Raw genomic sequence first — 19,472 nt, 5'->3', positions numbered from 1 at the left:
ATCCCCTTTTGTATCGCCACCTTTATTAGTTACCGCCGCCGCCGCCGCCCAATGCATTCATAAGATTCGCAGATTGTGCATTAGCACGCTGAATTGCACGTTCCATTGCAGTGAATTGTTTCCAATAGCGATCTTCCGTCATCTTTAGACGGTGTTCAAATCGCTCAATCTGTTTGTTTATATCTTTCATCGTTCGACCAAGTGTGAATGTATCATTCCCATTCACTGCACCAAATTTCCCCGCACGCGTAGCAATAGCTTTCTCGCTAGTAACTACCGCTTCCCTAAACTGCACTGCAATCCCGCCTGCATCAGTTGCAGAGCTTGATTTTGCGAAAACCTCATAGACCTTGTTCGGATCTTTAATAATTGCTGCTTTCAACTTATCCGCATCGATGACTAGTTTCCCATTTTCCTTATAGTCTTTCGTTGTCGTTATCCCTAAATCACTTAACCGAATCTTTTCACCATTAGAACCTTCAACCGAACTCATCATTATTCCACGCATTTTTGTTAGCATAGCTGATATTGTCGGGTCATTGCTTAACGTACCACTTTTCGCCTTTTCTTCCCATAACTTAATGTCATTTTCTTTCATCTCTTTCTTTTGTTCTTCAGAAAGAGGTTGGAATTTACGGTGTTTCGGCTCACGAATTTTCGCGTTCAATTCTTCAATCATCTTATTATAATCGTCCACAAACTTCACAACAGCATCCACAATCTTATCGGTATCTGGTGCTGAATTGAATGTGACATCACTCGTTGTTACTTGTTTTAGATTAATTTCGAAACCATTGATTTGGAATGTATTGGACGAACGTTCGGTTTCAAGACCATTCAACTTAAATTTAGCGTTAGAACCGTCTACAGATACACCATTATCCAGTTTCAATTTCTCTGCAATATTGCCATTGCCAGATATAGCAATTGTCTCTGCACCACCATTTTTTGCAGTTAAAGAAATTTTCCCAGAATGCGAATCATAAAATGCACTAACCCCAGTCTGCTTATTCACTTTCTCGATAAGTGACTTTAAAGTATCTTTCGTTGGGTCAAATGCAACTGTGACTCCAGTAGCCGATCCGCTTGCAGTGATTGTGATAGACGATCCAGTAATTCCTAAGTCCTGCAAAGTAGAATCTTCACTTAAACCTGGAGACATAATACTTCCCGAACTCTGCAAAGTAGATTGAGTTGCCAAGCGTTGAACGGAGATTGTTCCGGAAAATTCAGCTGACGCACTCATGCTCTTTATACTGACTGCATCTGGATTTGAACTATTCACCTTTTTCGCCAGAAGCGTACTTGATTTCATTATTGTATCAGATACCTTTTCACTCGTTGCCTTCAGATTCCGTTGGATATTCCTGTAATCATCCAACTGCCATTGCAGATATTGCTTCTTTTGTGTAATCCTATCAAGTGGAATACGGTGCGCCTTCATCAAATCGCTAATGATTTTCTCTGGTTCCATCCCTGTTGCTAATCCACTAATTCTCATAACTTCTCATTCCCTTATCTTAAATTTTCCGATCTACAAAAACACCTGCAAAATCTCGCATCGCCGCATGGAAATCTAATAATTTCCTTGATGGTATCTCCTTGACAACTTTTTGAGTTATCGGGTCGATAATCGTCACGTAATATTCTTTTAACTTTTCATGAAACTCGAAACGTAATTGCGTATTGGAACCAGCCAAAAACTTGTTCATGCCGTCTGTCATCTGCATTGCTTCATCTGCAGACAAGTGCACCTTTTTTTCAAATGCAGGTTGTTTTATTTCTATTGCTTTGTCCGTCAAAATACCCAATTGACGGGTGGCTAGACTACTACTAACTCCATTTACCATTCTTAAACCTCCTTATCTGTTCATTATCTTTCACTATGAATTATATCGGCGAGAGAAAATGGAAGTTAAGGTAATTGACAATAAAAACTATCCTCTCTGTGGGAATATTTGTTAATACCTCTCTAAAAAACCATCATTAAAGACACAATTACCAATCTTGGACCATCTCAACACACCCTCAATAAACCGCATTTCTAACCGAAATGTATAGTGTAGACAATTCAATGTAAAGAATGCGAGGGTACTATATGTTTAAGTCTATCAAAACAAGAATCATCCTAACAGTGATGGCGCTATTTTTAGTCGGAATATCAACCATGACCATTATCAGTACAGCACAAGTGAGAACGGGAACGAATGCTAGCGTAGTGGATTCAAACGGCGCACTTATCAACGAGATGGGATTCGCTGTCGAGAACTACCTCACCCAATTCCAGAAAGGCCTTGCACAATTAGCTATCTCACCAACAGTGGAGGGTCTTATCGCCCCTGAAGAAGTCACTATAAATAATCCTTCACTCGCTTCACTAAAAAGGGAATTCAGCTATTTCCTTGAGCTGCATGAAGATGTGACATCTATCTATATTGCATTGCCGAACAAACAGATAACAATTTTACCTGAAGCTAATCTTGGCGCAAATTTCGATCCAACATCGCGAGAATGGTATACCAAAGCCGTATCAAACCCGGATACTGTCCATTGGTCAAGACCCTTTATTGATAAGGCTACAAAAGAAGTTGTCATAGCTGTATCCAAAGCGGTCCAATCGAACGGCAAATTGGTCGGGGTCCTCGCACTTGACATCCAACTCTCTTCATTGACAGAGAAAATCTCATCTAGTGAAATTGGTTACGGCGGCTATCCTGTGTTATTCGACACAAAAGGTACGGCAATTGCCCATCCAACACTGCCTGGGAAAAACTTGATGGACTTGCCATTCATTGCTGGAATGTACGGTGAAGGGAACGAACGTGAAGCAATTCACTTTGAAGACGAAGGTGTAGACAAAGTCAATATCTATTCGACAATTCCGAATTTCGGTTGGAAAATCGGCGGCATTTATGATGAGAAAAAAATTAATGCCTTGGCAAATGACTTGCTACTGTCAATGCTCATTGTCGCCCTTGTTACTCTCCTGGCCATTTTCATTGTACTTTATGTCATGATTAGCCGGACTATCAATCCGATTAGCACACTTAAATCACTGATGCATTCTGTATCGGAAGGTAATTTAACCCTCCGTTCCGATATCAAAACGAAAGACGAAATCGGGGACCTCGGCAATAACTTCAATATAATGATTGACAATATGAACACCATCATTAAAACCGTCAACAGTTCCGCATCGAACGTTCGGATGAGCTCCAAAAGCTTGAGCGTGATTGTGGAAGAAACGAATGCGTCCGGTGTAGACGTGGCGCATGCAATAAATGAAATCGCAAACGGCGCAGCACAATCAGCCGAAGATGCAGAAATTGTAACAGAACGAGCCAACCTCCTTGGCAGTCAAATCAATAAAATCATAGTCAAAGCTAGTACAATGTCCGAGATTGCGATAAAGGCTGATGCAATGAACAGCAATGGACAAGTTCAGATGAGAGAACTGGAACACTCATTTGAAGATTGGGAATTCAACTTGCAAGCGATGGCCTCAGTTATCGGCACATTGGAACATAAAGTGAAAGCGATTGGTGGCGTCATGGAAACAATTACTCAAATCTCTTCGCAAACAAATCTGCTTGCACTTAACGCAAGCATCGAAGCGGCACGTGCGGGCGAACACGGTAAAGGTTTCGCGGTAGTCGCCGATGAAGTACGTAAACTTGCCGAACAATCGGCACGCTCAACAGAAGAAGTAAAAGTGACGATCCAGGAACTACAAACAGAATCCCGTCTCGTCACTGAACAGATGAATGAAACGATCGAAAACTTCCATTGTAAAGAAGTGGTCGTCCACAACACCGAGATGACATTCAACGAGATTTCTACACTGATGGCTGAAATGCAAGCATCCATCGACGCCGTCTCCGACGAAATTCAAAAAGTTTCCGTTCATAAAGACGACGTCACCGAGACAATCCAAACAATGGCAGCTACTTCACAACAAACAGCCGCAGCCTGTGAAGAAGTGAGTGCCTCATCCAACGAACAACTTCGCGCCATCCAATCTGTATCAGATGCAGCTGATACATTGACGAAATTGAGCGAGGAGTTGAATGAGGCCGTAAATCAATTTAGCATATAGATAAATGAAAAACCGCTCAGGACTTTGCCCTAAGCGGTTTTTCTGTTGTGCTGATACCTTTAATACCTCCTATTCACATGAACTGAAACATTGGAAGTCCATGTGAATAGTCCACAGCAATTCTTGTTTTCGACAGCTGAATTTCATCGTAGGGCTTCATTAATAATATATGAAAACAAATGCGGAGCTAAACGATTACTTAAATGTAATAGATAGGCCCCATGAGAGTGGCCATAACCAATCGTTTTCTGTTCATTAAAAGGTAGATCATTTTCTTTCAAGATAATTTTGATTGCCTCTAATGCTGTTACAATATCGATTGCTTGCATAAACCCCATATCATTAAAATTATTTTCAGTCTCATTCATATTCGCTACAAATGGGAGTGTTCCCGATTTAGAAGAAAGCAGATTAAAGAAAGACGATGGATTTTTCCTGAATTTTTCCAACTCAGCAGCGTTAAGATAACGTGCCACTTCTTTAGCTCCGTTTTTCAAATTAATACTTTCCGGCTTCTGCATAAACTCTTCCCCGAAATATGCGCACTGCAAAGTTACTAAGTTATACTTATCTGCAAACACATCACGCATTTTTTTATACACATTGGATTCAATAGTCCCCCCAAAGCCAGGAGCCAAAAATAGCAACCCCGTTTCAGTTGCCACTCCGGCAGTCGGTATCGAAAAATCAATCCGAAGTTGTCGTCCCAGTGAGCCATTATAAATAGTATGATGTGCTGGTATTGTTATCGTTTTATTTTCGGCAATATTGTTCTCCTTTAAAACATCAAATACGCCTCGGCGTATTTGCGCTCGGATTTTGAATTGAGCTTGCTCAATTCACTCCTTTCAAAATCCGTGGCATCCGCCGAAGGCTTTAACTTTATTCAACAGGGTTTTAACCCCCACTGAATTGTCTATACACTTTGCATTCATCTCATCATTTATAGAAGTGGGAGACTTCTGCTGAATGAAGTTAAATATCCTCAAATCTCAACGGTTCTCCAGCTTTCAACTCACTCTTCGCCTTACTTCCAAGTAGCCGGTCATAATATTTCGGTGCAAGCCCGTACCCTGGTCGTATAGTCTTTAAATTATCTTTGGTAAACACTTCGCCCACTTTAATAGCTTGTGCTACGTAAATCGACCGTCTGAATTTCAATGATGATTGTTCTTTTTCAGTTGGACCATATATGACTTCTCCCATGGCCTGCCATGCACGTTCTGTTTCCACAACAAGCGTCGCCATTTCGTTAGGCTCCATTGAAAATGCTGCATCTACTCCTCCATCCTCACGTGACAAGGTAAAATGTTTTTCAATAACAGTTGCGCCTAATGCGACACTCGCAACTGCGACGCCTGTACCCATTGTGTGATCGGACAAACCGACTTGCACATCAAATAATTCTCGCATATGTGGGATTGTCGAGATATTCGTATTTTCAGGTGTGGTGGGATAACTACTTGTACATTTCAATAAAATTAAATCTCTACATCCTGCTTCTCGGGCGGCACGAACTGCTTCGTCTAATTCTGCTACTGTCGCCATCCCCGTTGATATAATCATTGGTTTTCCTGTTGCCGCAACTTTCTTAATCAAAGGAATATCATTGTTTTCAAATGAAGCAATTTTATAAAGTGGTACATCTAGTTCTTCAAGAAAGTCAACAGCCGTTTCATCAAATGGCGTGCTAAAGGGAATCATACCAAGTTCTCGTGCCCGGTCAAAAATCGGCTTATGCCACTCCCAAGGGGTATAAGCTTGCTGATAGAGCTGATACAATGAGTTACCTTTCCACAAGCTTTCCTCATCACTAATTACAAAATCGGGTTTTTCAATATTGAGTGTCATTGTATCAGCTGTATACGTTTGAATTTTCAAGGCATGTACGCCAGAATTAGCAGCAGCTTCAACAATCTCTAATGCGCGTTCTAATGATTGATTGTGGTTTCCTGACATTTCGGCGATGATGAAAGGCTTGTATTCTTTTCCAATGCAAACTTCAGCTACATTTATACTTTTCATATTATTCTCCCTTCTAGTAATTCTTTTAAAGCCAAATATTGTTCATCCCACTCTGTCGCTAAGTAACCAAAAAGTACAACATCTATGTATTGACCATTTTTCACAACATATTCTCTACGTTTTCCTTCCTGATTAAAACCCAGCTTTTTATGAAAATAGATGCTTTTATCATTAAAATCCAACACTTCTGCATCTAGTTTCTGTATCTTAAGTTCTCGAAAAATATAGTTTAAAGCCGTGTATCCCAAAACGGTTCCCATCCCTTTTGGTGCCTCAGGTTCTCCAATATAAAAACCCCATTCACATCGGTTATGGATTGGATCAATTTGTGTAATGTTCAAAACACCGTAAGGGACATCATCAAAATAAAAAACTTTAGATAGAGCTGTGACACTCGTTTGCACTTGTTTGAACCATTGGATATGCTGTTCCCACGAAATCATATCATGATTAAACATGACTTTCCTGATTGACTCTTGATTACGCCAATCCAGTATAAAACGCAAATCATTTTCAGCAATATCTTTAAGGAATGCCCTCTCTTCAATACTCATTGGAGCAACTCCATTATGTTCAATGTCACGGGATTTTTCTTGATCATTTGACTGTCCACTATATCCGCACACTTTTCTGTCATATCCTTCAGCTGATCAGAATTACGCATTAATTCAAGAATGGCCTTTTGAATCACATCCTTTGTCAGCTCAGAACTGTAACCAAGATACGTCGTTGCTCCCTGGTTAGCAAGCGTCAAAGTTAATTCACGTTGATTTTCAGCCACAACAACAGTCAATGATGGCAATCCCAAAAAACACCGTTCCCACGTCGTCGCACCCCCCGCACCAATCGCAAGGTCCGCTTTCATCATCAATTCCGCAATAGTAGTAATTTGGCAATAAAGATTTACATTTTGCATCTTGCTACACATCTGTTCAATGTTATGGCGTTTTGGATTTGACGCACCAACGACAACATGAACAGTAATTTCTGGAATAGTCAATTCTTTGATGGCCTCTAATGTCTTTATCGTCTCCCCTGTTGGATCAGTACCGCCGAAAAAGACAAGGATGTTATTGATTTCTCCAGTTCTTTCTCTTGGTTCATTGGCCGCTTGCAAAAATTCATCACGAAGTAATACATAATCCGGCCCAATCATCTGAATACAATGATCTGGTACGATTCCTTTATAACGTTCGCTCATATTCAGATAATAGTTTTGATCGAGAAGAAGATCACATACATGTGGTCGGTCCGCTAAATCATCAATAACCATCATATTTTTTGTATAACTACGTAATTTCTTTTCCCATTGACTATCCAATCCGTAATGATCGACAATAATTAGATCAATTTCATTGTTCATTTCCTTCATCATCGCAACAGTTTCTTCGGCATCCAATTCCCAATGCTCTTTCGTCCATTGCACATCATATTCACTCGTTTTAACAGGCGGTAATGTATGTACTGTCATTCCTTGATCTCGCAAATAAGAAATGTTATTTCCTTCAAGGTTACGGCAAACAAACGTCACCCTTCCACTGTGACGTTCAAGTTGTTTTGCTAATGTCAGGCAACGCATTACATGGCCTGTACCGATTTTAATAGAGGCATCTGTGCGAATGACGATGTTCATTTTAGTTCACGTCCTATAATTTCTTTTGTTCAATATGCGCATTAATTTCTACCCAAGCAGGATTTTCATCGAGCAGCTCAATTATATCTTGTACAGTGAATATTGCTTTTTGGGGATATAAGGACTCTATAATTCGACGAATCAATTCAAAATCCTCTTCTGTATCAACTGTCCAACGATGACTGCCTAAATTTTGTGAAGATGTTATATTTCCAAGCTGGAACTCGCCCGGATTCGTATAAAGGTAAGCTGTGACATGCTCTCGATCTCTTTCTAACGAAGCACTTTCATACGCCTTTTGCAAAGCTCTGAAAGAAAAAACTTCAGTATCCAATCCCCGCGGAAAGGTCCGTTCCATTATGTTCGATGCGTAATCGATTTCTCCCTGTCGGTCCAAATACAGCTGAATGACCTGGTCTATCACTTCCGCATCAATGAGCGGGCAGTCTGATGTTAACCGCACAATTATGCCGGCTTTACATTCAACAGCAGCCTCATAGTATCGTGCGAGAACATCATTTTCCGAACCTCGGTATACATGAATGCCAAGGTGTTGGCACAATGCTACTATTACATTATCACTTTCCTTTTGAGTGGTCGCAACAATAACTTCATCGATTAGCTTAGATTGCTGAACACGCTCTAGTTGATATTCAAGTATTGTTTTATCCATTACTTTTCTCACTATTTTTCCTGGTAGTCTTGTTGACCCCATTCTCGCTTGAATAATTGCTACTATTTTCATACACTCAATTCCCTTTTCCTTTTGAATAGTACGCAATTATCTTGTTAACTGCATGAATTACATCATCCACGTCCTGATTTGTCATCGCTGGAAATAACGGCAATGACATCATCTCTTCATACAGTTTCTCCGCCTGTGGTAATGAACCTTTCTTATAGCCAAGTTGCTGATAATAAGGAAGTAGGTGCACAGGGATATAATGTACGTTCACACCGATGTTTTCCTTTTGAAGTGCTTCAAAAATCTCTTTTCTATCTCCACTTAACTTCTCCAAATTTAGCCGAATTACGTATAAATGCCAACTTGAATCGCCTTCAGATGCTTGATAGGGAATTGTTAATTCCCCCATTCCCCCAAAAGCTTTATTGTACATATTGATAATATTTTTACGCCTTAATACAAATTCTTCCAATTTGTTCATCTGGCTTGAACCGAGTGCTGCCTGGATATCCGTCATGCGGTAGTTATAGCCTAGAAACTGCATTTCGTAATACCACGGTCCATGGGTTTCGGTCATTTTCTCTTGATTTCTTGTAATCCCATGGGAACGGAATTGAATCAATTTTTCATAGTATTCTTTATTGTTAGTAGTAATCATACCGCCTTCACCAGATGTCACATGTTTTACTGGATGAAAGCTAAACATCGTCATGTCGCTTAATGAACCCACTTTTCTTCCTTTATAAGTCGAGCCAAGCGCATGAGCAGCATCTTCAATAACAACCAGCTTGTATTTCCTAGCAATCTCATAAATGCGATCTAATTCCACTGGCTGACCAGTGAAATCAACTGGAATGATTGCTCTTGTTTTACTAGTAATTCTTTTTTCAATTTCTGTTGGTTCAATATTATATGTCTCCGGATTAATATCTGCAAAAACCACTTTTCCGCCCTGATATAAGACACAATTTGCACTTGCTGCAAATGTCATCGGTGTTGTAATAACTTCATCGCCCTTACCAATCCCAGCAGCAAAACAAGCACCATGCAAAGCTGCTGTTCCATTCGAAAAAGCCACAGCATACTTCGCATCTACATAATTCGCAACTTTAATTTCAAATTCTCTTATAGCTGGACCCGTTGTTAAATAGCCACTTTTCAGCACCTTTACAACCGCTTCTATATCCGCTTCATCAATTAGCTGTTGGCCATAGGGTAAGTATGTATCACGGACAGGCTTGAATTCCATCATCGTTACATACCCTCTGCTAAGCTACGCAACTGTTCAACTGTCAACCAGTCTATATTTACATCGCTTGTATATTTAAAACCTTCCGGAAGAGCTTTGCCGCTTTCCGTATACGCTTCTGTCCACCAAGGAAACTCAGGTTGGATTACAAAGTATGTATCGAATTCAATTGTTTGCCTTGCGTCATCCTCCGTAATCATTGCTTCGTGAATCTTTTCTCCCGGACGTATCCCGACAATTTCAATTTCACATTCAGGAGCTATCGCTTTTGCTAAATCTAGTACTTTCATGCTAGGGATCTTAGGGACAAATATTTCACCGCCGCGCATTCTTTCTAGACTATCTAAAACAAATTGAACACCTTGATCTAATGTAATCCAGAAACGTGTCATTCTATCATCTGTAATGGGAACAATTCCAGATGATTTAATCTTCTTGAAAAATGGAACTACGCTGCCTCGACTGCCAACAACATTCCCGTAACGTACAACCGAGAATCCTGTATTTTTGTCCCCAGCGTAAGAGTTTGCAGCTACGAAAAGTTTATCGGATGCTAGTTTGGTAGCTCCATAGAGATTAAGCGGACTTGCTGCTTTATCAGTACTTAACGCTATGACTTTCTCAACTCCACGGTCAATCGCAGCTTCGATTATATTCTGTGCACCATGGATATTCGTTTTCACTGCTTCGAATGGGTTGTACTCACATGCGCCGACATGTTTCATCGCAGCGGCATGGATAACAATATCAACACCATCAAAAGCACGGTATAGTCTATCCTTATCCCTCACATCGCCTATAAAAAATCGAATACGTGAATCAGTGAATTCTTGTGCCATCTCATATTGCTTTAGTTCATCTCGACTAAAAACGATAACCTTTTTAATGTCTTGTTGAAGTATTGTTGAGATGAATTTTTTCCCGAATGACCCTGTACCACCTGTTACAAGTATCGTTTTACCTTTTAAATTGAACATTACTATTCTCCTAACCTTTTTCTTTCATTTTCTTCATCAATGATTCCACTTTTTACTTTATCATACTATTACCAGATGATAATAAAATGCTATACGCTTGTTTAAATAAATACATTATCAACAGCTTTCTAAACGATTAACAACCAAACTTTAACTATTTCCACAATAGACTTCCATATAATAGTTCAAAGGAACTCAACTCTAAAAATTTTAAAAAAGGAACTAAACAAGCCTTTTATCCTGCCGATATAAATAATGAAATAGCACTACAAAACAAGAAAGGGATGATTTGTATGAAATTATTTAAAAGTCTAAAAGTAATTTTAGTAGCTATCCTTATTATCGGCATAGCTGTACCAAATTCAACAGAAGCTGCTCCGAATACAAGTGGCAATCTGCTGAATATCACTAAAACAGTAAGTGAGAATATACTTACAAAAGGTAAAGTCACAGACGTCACACTTACCGTTAAGGGAACACCACAGGATTCCACTTTCGTGAAGCCCAATGACGTTATCTTAATTATCGATAAGTCAGGTAGTATGGCTGATGATAACAGACTTGACGCTGCTAAAGATGCAGCAAAAGAATTCATCAATTTGATGGATTTAACGAAACATAAAGTGGGAATTGTAGATTACAGTACCAAGGCATCCTCATTCCCGCTAACAACTGACAAAGAGGCAGCAAAAGCGTATGTAGATACAATCCGACTGGGTGGTAATACAAATACGAGTGAAGCGATTCAAGTAGCTACAGCAACACTTGCAAACCACCGTGCAGATGCTCAGCCAACAATTGTCATTATGACGGATGGTGCTGCTAATAGTCACCCCGAAGCTCTTGCTGCCTCAAGCGCTGCAAAGAATGCGGGAATTACTTTCTACTCAATTGCATTATTGGGACCCAATGAAAATCCAGCAACTAGTGCTCCAAATCTACTGTTAATGGATATGGCTTCTTCAGCAAAACATCATCACTTTGTTTTAGGTTCTGTTGGATTATCAGATGTTTATAGAAAGATTGTAGAAGAAATCGGTCTTGCATCTGCTTATAACGTTAGCATTACAGACACAATTTCCTCAGCGTTCGAATTGGTCCCAGGTTCTTATGACAATCATATCCCTAGACCAACTGTTACTGGCAACACAATTACATGGTTCATCTCAGAATTAAAAACAGATGAACTTAGCTTCACTTACCAAATTCGCGCAAAAAATGATGCTGTTGCAGGTAAATATCCGATCGCTCAAACGTCTACAACCTTTGATATCGGAGATGGTTTAACAAAAACATTAAACTCAACAAACCCAATCGTCGAGATTAAAAACCTTGCACCAATCATTACAAGCATAACTGAAAGTAAAGGCATTCCAGCCGGTGGAGAAACAGTAACAATCACTGGTGAAAATTTCTTAGCCGGAGCAAAAGTTTATTTCGGCGCTAAACTAGCAACCGTGACTTCGGTTACGGACAACGAAATCGTTGTTACGGCACCTGCTGGAAAACAGGGCACTGTGATTGTTAAAGTTGAGAACACCGATCGACAATTTGCAATTGGAAATTACAATTATTATGCAGATCCAACGATTACTTCTGTATCACCTGCCGAAGGGCCATTTGAAGGTGGAAATTTCGTTTCTATTTCCGGTTCAAACTTCTTACCCGGTGCTAAAGTATTTTTTGGTGATATTGAAGCCACCTACTCATTCATTTCAGGAAGCAGGTTAATCGCAACATCTCCTGCTGCTGCTAAAAGTGGATTAGTCTCTATTAAAGTAGTAAACCCAGATATGACGAATGCAAAGTTAGTAGATGCATATACGTATTTGACACCACCACCTCCACCCGTCTTAGAACTGGATTACCTTTCAATGAAGAGCGGCAAAATGATAGGTGGAGAGTCAATTAATATTTTCGGGAAGAATTTTGATCGACATGTCAAAATTTATTTTGCTGGTGAAGAAGTACCCGTTACATTCATATCAGCAAGTAGAGTAAATATAAAAGCGCCAGCGGCTACTGCTCCAGGTTTAGTATCTGTAAAAGCTGAAAACCCTGACGCCAGCTTCGCTGTATTAGAGGATGCCTATGAGTACCTAACACCACCACTAGCTCCTGTTATCGAACTAAGCTATCTGTCAGTAACAAGTGGTCTTACTACAGGTGGGGAAAGCATTTATATTTTCGGGAAAAATTTTGATCCAAATGTGAAAGTCTATTTTGGAACCGAAGAAATAGCAGCCACTTTCATATCGGCAAGCAAATTGCGAGTAGACGCACCAGCGGCTACAGCTCCAGGATTTGTATCCGTAAAAGCTGAAAACCCTGATGCCAGCTTCGCTGTATTAGAGGATGCGTATAAATATTTAACGCCACCACCAGCTCCTGCTGTCCAACTATCCCATCTATCAGCGATAAGCGGTCTTACTACAGGTGGGGAAAGCATATATATTTTCGGGAGAAATTTCAATCCACAGGTGAAGATTTATTTTGGAACCGAAGAAGTAGTAGTCACTTTCATATCGGCGAGCAAATTACGAGTAAACGTACCAGCGGCTACAGCTCCAGGTTTCGTACCCGTAAAAGCCGAAAATCCTGATGCATCTTTTTCTATACTAGACAGTGCGTACGAATATTTAACGCCACCCCCACTGCCTGGTCCTGAAATTACGTCTATCTCAGAAAATACTGTTTTAACGGGTCAGCCAAAAAGTATCCTACTTTCTGGTAAAAACCTTGAAAGTTCTTCAAAAGTATTTATTGGTGACCAAGAAGCAACTTTCACATTTCTTTCCCAAACTAGAGTACGAGTTGTAGTTCCAATTAGCAACGTAGCAGGTGCAGTAGATGTAAAAGTCTTAAATGCAGATGGTCAATTTGCTGTTCTAACTAATGGTTTTACGTATACAGAACCAGCACCAGTACTTGCACCAATCATTACATCACTTTCTAGTACCGCTGGTTCAGTAGCTGGAAATGAAACTGTTACAATTTCAGGTCAAAACTTTATTCGCGGTGTAAAAGTATATTTTGGAGACAAAGCTGCGGGAATAACTTTTGTATCTGATACGGAAATAACATTACGTACACCAAAAGTAGATCATATAGGGTTGTTTTCGGTAAAAGTAGTCAATACAGACTTACAAGAAGCCACTTTACAAGACGCATATTTATATCAAGGAATCAAACCTTTTATTAGAAGTTTATCTTTGGATAATGGCGCTGCAACAGGCGGTTATAGTATTGTTCTTTTTGGAGGTAATTTTGATAAGAACATGACTGTCACAGTCGGTGGAAATACGACAACCTTTACAATTCTAGCAGACACACGAATTAGAGTAGCTATACCTGCTGGGACACCAGGTATAGTCGATCTAACATTAGAACTTCATGGTGAAACAGCAACTACACAATTTACTTACAACTAACAACTAATAAAGAGACATGGCTGCAATTCAAGCCATGTCTCTTTATTTATATTGTGTTAATCGCTTATCTTTACTAATTTCATCACAATAGGCTATGACTAGTCTATAGAAAGTTTCAAGTTCTTTAATTAATGCAAGATAGCCTTTACTCGTATTGTTTTGTTCACTACTTAACAACTGGATGTTATTAACAATGCTATTAAACACAAATTTCAAATTGGCCAATATGACGTCTTCTAAAATGGTATGCTTCGATGCTTTTCTGAAGTCTCTTAACACCTTCGACATGTCATTTGTGTTCACAACACCAATCTTGATATGTCGCTTCAAACCTGCGCTTGCAACCAATACATCCCTCTTTAATGCATCTAATTTCACAATAAACGTCTGAATAAAATGATTTGGATCTACTGATGACTGGATTAATTGTTTTGGAACTGTACTATTTTTCTTATTCCCTTTTAAAATAGTGCTTTCTTTTATAAATTGAGTACCTTCAATTTTTGCACCTTGCTCAGATAGATTATAGAGTGACATTTCATTAGGTAAGTTTTTGATAAGTTCCTCAAATGCTTCTAAAAATATTTTTAACGCGCGCGTCGTTCCTACTTGTTTCCCTTGGTTATTTACCACTAGCAATTCTTCCTTTATATTTTTTACAGCCTCATGATGTTGAACGTCCTTTGCATAATACTCCCCATCTACTAAAGCCAAGTCTTGTCCAACAAAATATACTTCAGAAAAACCTAAATAGGCAATCACCTGTAACGCTAGAATCGCAACGGAAGGAGATGTTTGAGTAAATGAATACATTTCATCCGAAAATTGTACGGTTATATGTTCAGCTATATTTCTGCTCACGATTAAGGAACCTTTATGATTATCTTGAATTTTCGAATTAGAGACGGTTTCATAAATAAGAGCTCCGTTATAGTTTAGGTCTTTGAAATGGGTCTCATAGTTCGTAGCACCTGCATCCATCGTAACGACATAATCCGGTTCTATATCATTAACAAGTAAGGCACGTAACGCTGAACCGACTGAAAAAAGATGAAAAGATTCTTTATTATCTTGCAAAAATGGGATGTGTTCTTTTAAAGAAGGACCCGAAGCAACAAGAATAGCTCGTTCACCTTTATACTTACCTTGAAAACTTTTAATATTCATTGATTTGGGTAACGAACGAATGTTTAATAATGGTTCGATAATCCAGTCAATTGCAAATGCTGCTTGTGTATTTTTGAATACTTGAACTGTCTCAATACCGTCAGTAATTACTTGTAAACAATCTTTTATTACTGGGTCTTCAATCTTTGAATAATTAGGATGTACTTGAATCGAAACAGGAATGGACATATACTTCGCTATATATTTAGAAAAAGTAATGGCATTAAAATTTTCTGCATAGAAAAAAGATACTTTATGGGTACTTGTTATTTGATTTGCTAAATCATCACTCACTTCCACTTCACAAAAAGGTTCGATAAAGAGAAAATGAATATTTCGATCATAAGCTTTGCTCTTTAAAAGCCCCTCTAATAATGCACCATTCCCAAAGCCGATCAGTATTACAAAGTTCTTTTCCAAGTATTCAAGCTTTTTTATAAAACGCTCCGCTTCCTTTCCTGGTGAATAAAGTGAGTTTAAGCCGATTTTCTGTCCATTTTTTTCATACATGTATATATCTTGTCCCGAGTCCGATTGCACTCGACTTACTATGTATGACATCTTACATCTCCTCGTTTGTTTCGTCTATAAATTGATGTAAAATCGGTAATAATTCGTACTCGATTAGATCGAGAATATACTCGCTGTCACCTTCTTCAGCCTGGCTTAATGCTTTTGTTGAAATAGCTTGTATTTGTTGATGATTAATCAATTTTTTTCGCAAATAATTTGCAACAGCCTCGAACTCTAATAACGCCTCCGCAACTTGAACGAAGCTATTCATAGCAGAAGTAAAGTTTTCCGATTCCCGAGTATCCTCGACATATTCTTCTATTTTCACTATATAGTTATGCAATTCTTCTTTGAAATCTCTTAGCACTTCATTAGAATGAAGTGCAGTCAACTTAAGAACTGCTGGTTGTTCAGTAATAAGTAATCTAATTTCTTCTTCGTTCAATATTTCATTGTTCCCACTTATTAAAACTAGTTTTTTAGTAGCTAAATACTCCGTTACTAGTTGAACTGCCGTTTCCCGACTTTTTTCTTCTGTAACCAGTAGCTCATTTACATAGATCATTTTATAAATTCCTCCAATTTAAAAATTAGATAGCCAATTACGGCTATCTAATTTTTCAGAAATGATTATAAATTAACGAAGTAGTTGTAGAACACCTTGTGGCTGTTGATTAGCTTGCGCAAGCATTGCTTGTGAAGCTTGTGTCAAGATATTGTTCTTTGTGAACTCCATCATTTCTTTTGCCATATCAACATCACGGATGCGTGATTCTGCTGCTGTTAGGTTTTCAGAAGAAGCACCTAAGTTATTGATTGTGTGCTCTAAACGATTTTGAATCGCGCCAAGTCCAGCACGTGTATCTGATACTTTCTTAATAGCAGCATCGATCACAGTGATTGCTAGGTTAGAATCAGCTTGAGTAGCTATGTTTATAGTTGCAACACCAATTGCTTCAGAGTCCATGCTAACAATTGCAAATTTCATCTGTTGATTTTCATTTGCACCCACATGTAAAACCATACTTGTAAGAGAACCGTCCAATAAGTTCATAGTATTGAACTGTGTTGAAGTAGCGATACGGTCAATTTCAAAATTTAATTGAGTAATTTCTGCTTCGATTGCAGTACGGTCCTCATTTGTGTTCGTACCAGTTGCTGATTGAACAGCGAGTTCACGCATACGTTGAAGAATTGAGTGTGTTTCGTTCAATGCACCCTCAGCTGTTTGAATTAGAGAGATACCATCTTGTGAGTTTTTAGAAGCCATATCAAGACCGCGGATTTGTCCACGCATTTTTTCAGAAATTGCAAGACCTGCAGCGTCGTCTCCTGCACGGTTGACGCGAAGACCTGAAGATAATTTCTCTAGGCTCTTAGCAGCGTTAGCGTTGTTGAAAGTTAGTTGGCGGTGTGTGTTGAGCGCCGAGATGTTGTGATTAATTCTCATTGTGTGTTTCCTCCTTGAGTATGTGTTGGCCCACATCCGTGTGGACCCCATTTTTTTGTTTGCAACTTTCAGGAATCGGCCGTTCTTCCTTACTTGTTGCTTACACTAGTAATATCGGATTTGAATTGGATTTGTTTACTCTTTTTCAAAAGTACTTTAAAAGTATTTCAAAGTTTTTTTGATAACTTTGTAAAAAGGGACGCATCGAGTTGGATAGCCTCTGTATTTGTTTCAGATATAGAGGTTATTAATTCACCGCGTAAAATTTCAATGGATTTAGGTGCTTCGATTCCAAGCCGGACGGTTTCTCCCTTAATATCTACCACTCTAATCACAATATCATCACCAATTCGAATTGTTTCGTTTAATTTACGAGATAAGACTAGCATCTTTCACGCCTCCCCTTGGATGGCTGTGTCTTGTGTACCAATTGTATGACGGATTGAAAATGCGGTATCATTTATAAGCATCTGTTTTGCTGTTTTTGATTTGGACTGAAAAATAACAGGTGCCTGTAAATTGATGGTCGAAGTTTCGAACGGATCTTTTAAAGTGAGAACTGCTAGTACAAAGATGTCTTCTGCTTCTTTGATAGTGAGTAGTTCGATTGTCGGTTCATCGATATCGAATGAGTAATTCTCCACTAATAGATATGGATTGGCGACAATTAGGGCGATATCCCTATCTGTTGTGGATTGTAATACTTGAAAGGTTGAATTGTTTTCTATGGGAAGCAAAGCAAATTCCTTTTCATCTTCAAATCCTGGAATCCCTTTCGGAAATGTCCATCTTTGGTCGAGATATAGTTCGACATCTCCGAAGAATTTTGTTTGGATACGCATATCATCTACTCCTTTATAGTTCCTGTTATGTACAATAGCATTATTTGGATTTTTTAAAAAGACTAAGCTGGTTAGCCTAGTCTTTTCGTTTTGTACAGTGACCGCTAACTAGTTTACATCAGCTGGATTTTCAACCGAGCTTAAAAACCTATAAAGTGAAACTTCAATCAGGAGGATTCATTATCCTCACTAATTATAAAAAGGGACTCAGACTAAGACACCGCATCCTGCGGCAACAAAGAGGGATAAAGGTCAATCCCTCTCCTCTAAGCGGCCAACATCCTGTTGGTCCGAACCATTCGGGCTTTAAAGTGGAATCGAACTTTATTCCACAGCTGTTTTGGGCAGTTGATGCCCCCACTTACGCTTCTTCGGGTCCCATAGGTTCAGCTTCTAAAGAAAAGCGTTTGGAGGATATCCAAACGCTTTCTTAGTAGATTATAATAGTAAAAAGCTTAACTCATCTTTATGTTATCTTAAAAAATCTACCAAGGACGGTTGGATGATTCGTGCGCCTACTGCAAGTGACGCACGGTGAGACGTTTCTTGCAACATTAATTCTGAAATGGCTTTTTCATAATCGGTGCCTTCGTTATCATCCATCATCTTTATCGTTGAAATGTTTTGAGATGATAAACGATTCTCCATCATTTCTGCACGATTTTGACGTGCTCCTAGTTCCGCACGTTTTTCAAGGACAACATCTAGGTTATCTGTTACGGACTTTATTAATGCACTAATTTCAATACTATTTGAAGGATTCCCTGGCGTTCCGACTAATGCATCCCCAATATTCTGCATCATCGTATCTAAATCCTTGAACATATTAACTGCAGTTACGTTTACTGTCATTTCGGTTCCCTCAGTCACTTCGATATTTACTGCTTTATCCCAACCTGGAGCAGAGGGCGGAACTGGGGGTGGGCCTGGAAGTGTTTCGTTAGAGAAAACACCATCTTTCCATACTGGGGTTAGTGTATTTGTGCCATTAAAAATATATTTCCCCCCCATTTGAGTATTTGAAATAGATTGAAGGTGCTTTTTTAACTCATCAATTTCGATTTTGTATTTCGCACGATCATCCTCTGTTTTCGTGCCATTCGCCGCTTCTCCCACTATGTAGTGAACGCGGTGGAGTACTATTCCTACAGCGTCAAGTGCAGCATCTGAATTATCGAGCCAATTATTAACTTCACCTAAATTTTTCTCTTTATATTGGTCGATTTTATCAACGTCCCTATGATAGCCAATTCCCCTCATAATGGCCACAGGATCATCAGAAGGACGGTTTATTCTCTTCTTAGTATCGATTTGATTTTGTATTTTATCCAATTTCGAGTTACTATTCGATAAGTTACGCACCATATTATTCACAAGCATCGATTGAGTTATACGCATTTATAA

The 19,472-nt window shown here is 39.0% G+C and carries 17 protein-coding genes; 2 read left to right on the top strand and 15 right to left on the bottom strand.

Annotation, left to right across the window (positions count from 1 at the left end):
• Positions 1 to 25: 25 nt before the first annotated feature.
• Both fliD and H4683_RS10400 read right to left on the bottom strand, forming a co-directional pair.
• Positions 26 to 1,501, bottom strand: a complete 1,476-nt coding sequence (gene fliD, locus H4683_RS10405; RefSeq protein WP_192598773.1) for a flagellar filament capping protein FliD — start codon at positions 1,499 to 1,501, stop codon at positions 26 to 28.
• A 19-nt stretch (positions 1,502 to 1,520) separates the two neighbouring features.
• Positions 1,521 to 1,850, bottom strand: a complete 330-nt coding sequence (locus H4683_RS10400) for a flagellar protein FlaG (protein WP_192598772.1) — start codon at positions 1,848 to 1,850, stop codon at positions 1,521 to 1,523.
• Positions 1,851 to 2,098: 248 nt separating this feature from the next.
• On the opposite strand from H4683_RS10400, the gene H4683_RS10395 reads away from it, so the two are divergent.
• Positions 2,099 to 4,096, top strand: coding sequence for a methyl-accepting chemotaxis protein (locus H4683_RS10395; protein ID WP_192598771.1), 1,998 nt, complete (start codon positions 2,099 to 2,101; stop codon positions 4,094 to 4,096).
• Positions 4,097 to 4,239: 143 nt separating this feature from the next.
• On the opposite strand, the gene H4683_RS10390 is transcribed toward H4683_RS10395, so the two are convergent.
• The 7 genes from H4683_RS10390 to pseB all read right to left on the bottom strand — a co-directional run bounded on the left by H4683_RS10390 (position 4,240) and on the right by pseB (position 10,665).
• Positions 4,240 to 4,734 carry a DUF2920 family protein gene (locus H4683_RS10390; RefSeq protein ID WP_338062449.1) on the bottom strand — a complete coding sequence of 165 codons (495 nt, stop codon included), beginning with the start codon at positions 4,732 to 4,734 and terminating at the stop codon, positions 4,240 to 4,242.
• 337 nt (positions 4,735 to 5,071) lie between these two features.
• The gene (gene pseI, locus H4683_RS10385) at positions 5,072 to 6,121 is read right to left on the bottom strand and encodes a pseudaminic acid synthase (RefSeq protein ID WP_192598769.1); all 1,050 of its coding nucleotides are present in this window, start codon (positions 6,119 to 6,121) and stop codon (positions 5,072 to 5,074) included.
• Positions 6,118 to 6,675: a UDP-4-amino-4,6-dideoxy-N-acetyl-beta-L-altrosamine N-acetyltransferase gene (gene pseH, locus H4683_RS10380; protein WP_192598768.1), complete on the bottom strand. Its 558-nt coding sequence runs from the start codon at positions 6,673 to 6,675 to the stop codon at positions 6,118 to 6,120. Before pseH ends, pseI begins: the two co-directional genes overlap by 4 nt.
• Positions 6,672 to 7,754: a UDP-2,4-diacetamido-2,4,6-trideoxy-beta-L-altropyranose hydrolase gene (gene pseG / locus H4683_RS10375; protein ID WP_192598767.1), complete on the bottom strand. Its 1,083-nt coding sequence runs from the start codon at positions 7,752 to 7,754 to the stop codon at positions 6,672 to 6,674. Before pseG ends, pseH begins: the two co-directional genes overlap by 4 nt.
• A 13-nt stretch (positions 7,755 to 7,767) precedes the next feature.
• Complete coding sequence (locus H4683_RS10370; RefSeq protein ID WP_192598766.1) at positions 7,768 to 8,499, bottom strand: cytidylyltransferase domain-containing protein; 732 nt, start codon at positions 8,497 to 8,499, stop codon at positions 7,768 to 7,770.
• Positions 8,500 to 8,503: 4 nt separating this feature from the next.
• Positions 8,504 to 9,691, bottom strand: coding sequence for a UDP-4-amino-4,6-dideoxy-N-acetyl-beta-L-altrosamine transaminase (gene pseC / locus H4683_RS10365; protein WP_192598765.1), 1,188 nt, complete (start codon positions 9,689 to 9,691; stop codon positions 8,504 to 8,506).
• Positions 9,692 to 9,693: 2 nt separating this feature from the next.
• On the bottom strand, positions 9,694 to 10,665 hold the full coding sequence (gene pseB / locus H4683_RS10360) for a UDP-N-acetylglucosamine 4,6-dehydratase (inverting) (protein WP_192598764.1): 972 nt from the start codon (positions 10,663 to 10,665) through the stop codon (positions 9,694 to 9,696).
• 293 nt (positions 10,666 to 10,958) lie between these two features.
• Between pseB and H4683_RS10355 the strand changes: the two genes are divergently transcribed.
• Complete coding sequence (locus H4683_RS10355) at positions 10,959 to 14,096, top strand: IPT/TIG domain-containing protein (RefSeq protein WP_192598763.1); 3,138 nt, start codon at positions 10,959 to 10,961, stop codon at positions 14,094 to 14,096.
• A gap of 42 nt (positions 14,097 to 14,138) precedes the next feature.
• Here H4683_RS10355 and H4683_RS10350 read toward each other — a convergent pair whose 3' ends face one another.
• The 6 genes from H4683_RS10350 to flgL form a co-directional block, all read right to left on the bottom strand.
• Positions 14,139 to 15,824 carry a motility associated factor glycosyltransferase family protein gene (locus H4683_RS10350; protein ID WP_192598762.1) on the bottom strand — a complete coding sequence of 562 codons (1,686 nt, stop codon included), beginning with the start codon at positions 15,822 to 15,824 and terminating at the stop codon, positions 14,139 to 14,141.
• A 1-nt stretch (position 15,825) separates the two neighbouring features.
• Complete coding sequence (locus H4683_RS10345; protein WP_192598761.1) at positions 15,826 to 16,341, bottom strand: hypothetical protein; 516 nt, start codon at positions 16,339 to 16,341, stop codon at positions 15,826 to 15,828.
• Between the two features lie 72 nt (positions 16,342 to 16,413).
• Positions 16,414 to 17,226: a flagellin N-terminal helical domain-containing protein gene (locus tag H4683_RS10340; RefSeq protein ID WP_192598760.1), complete on the bottom strand. Its 813-nt coding sequence runs from the start codon at positions 17,224 to 17,226 to the stop codon at positions 16,414 to 16,416.
• A 167-nt stretch (positions 17,227 to 17,393) separates the two neighbouring features.
• Positions 17,394 to 17,615 (bottom strand): carbon storage regulator CsrA, encoded by a 222-nt coding sequence (csrA, locus tag H4683_RS10335; protein WP_192598759.1) that lies wholly within the window; start codon positions 17,613 to 17,615, stop codon positions 17,394 to 17,396.
• Positions 17,616 to 17,618: 3 nt separating this feature from the next.
• Complete coding sequence (gene fliW, locus H4683_RS10330) at positions 17,619 to 18,068, bottom strand: flagellar assembly protein FliW (protein WP_192598758.1); 450 nt, start codon at positions 18,066 to 18,068, stop codon at positions 17,619 to 17,621.
• Positions 18,069 to 18,539: 471 nt separating this feature from the next.
• Positions 18,540 to 19,466: a flagellar hook-associated protein FlgL gene (gene flgL / locus H4683_RS10325; protein ID WP_192598757.1), complete on the bottom strand. Its 927-nt coding sequence runs from the start codon at positions 19,464 to 19,466 to the stop codon at positions 18,540 to 18,542.
• Between the last annotated feature and the right edge of the window lie 6 nt (positions 19,467 to 19,472).

This window comes from Sporosarcina limicola, assembly GCF_014873855.1.
GTDB lineage: Bacteria > Bacillota > Bacilli > Bacillales_A > Planococcaceae > Sporosarcina > Sporosarcina limicola.
Note: the sequence above shows the minus strand (reverse complement) of the source record. Positions and strands in the feature narration are given on the sequence as shown.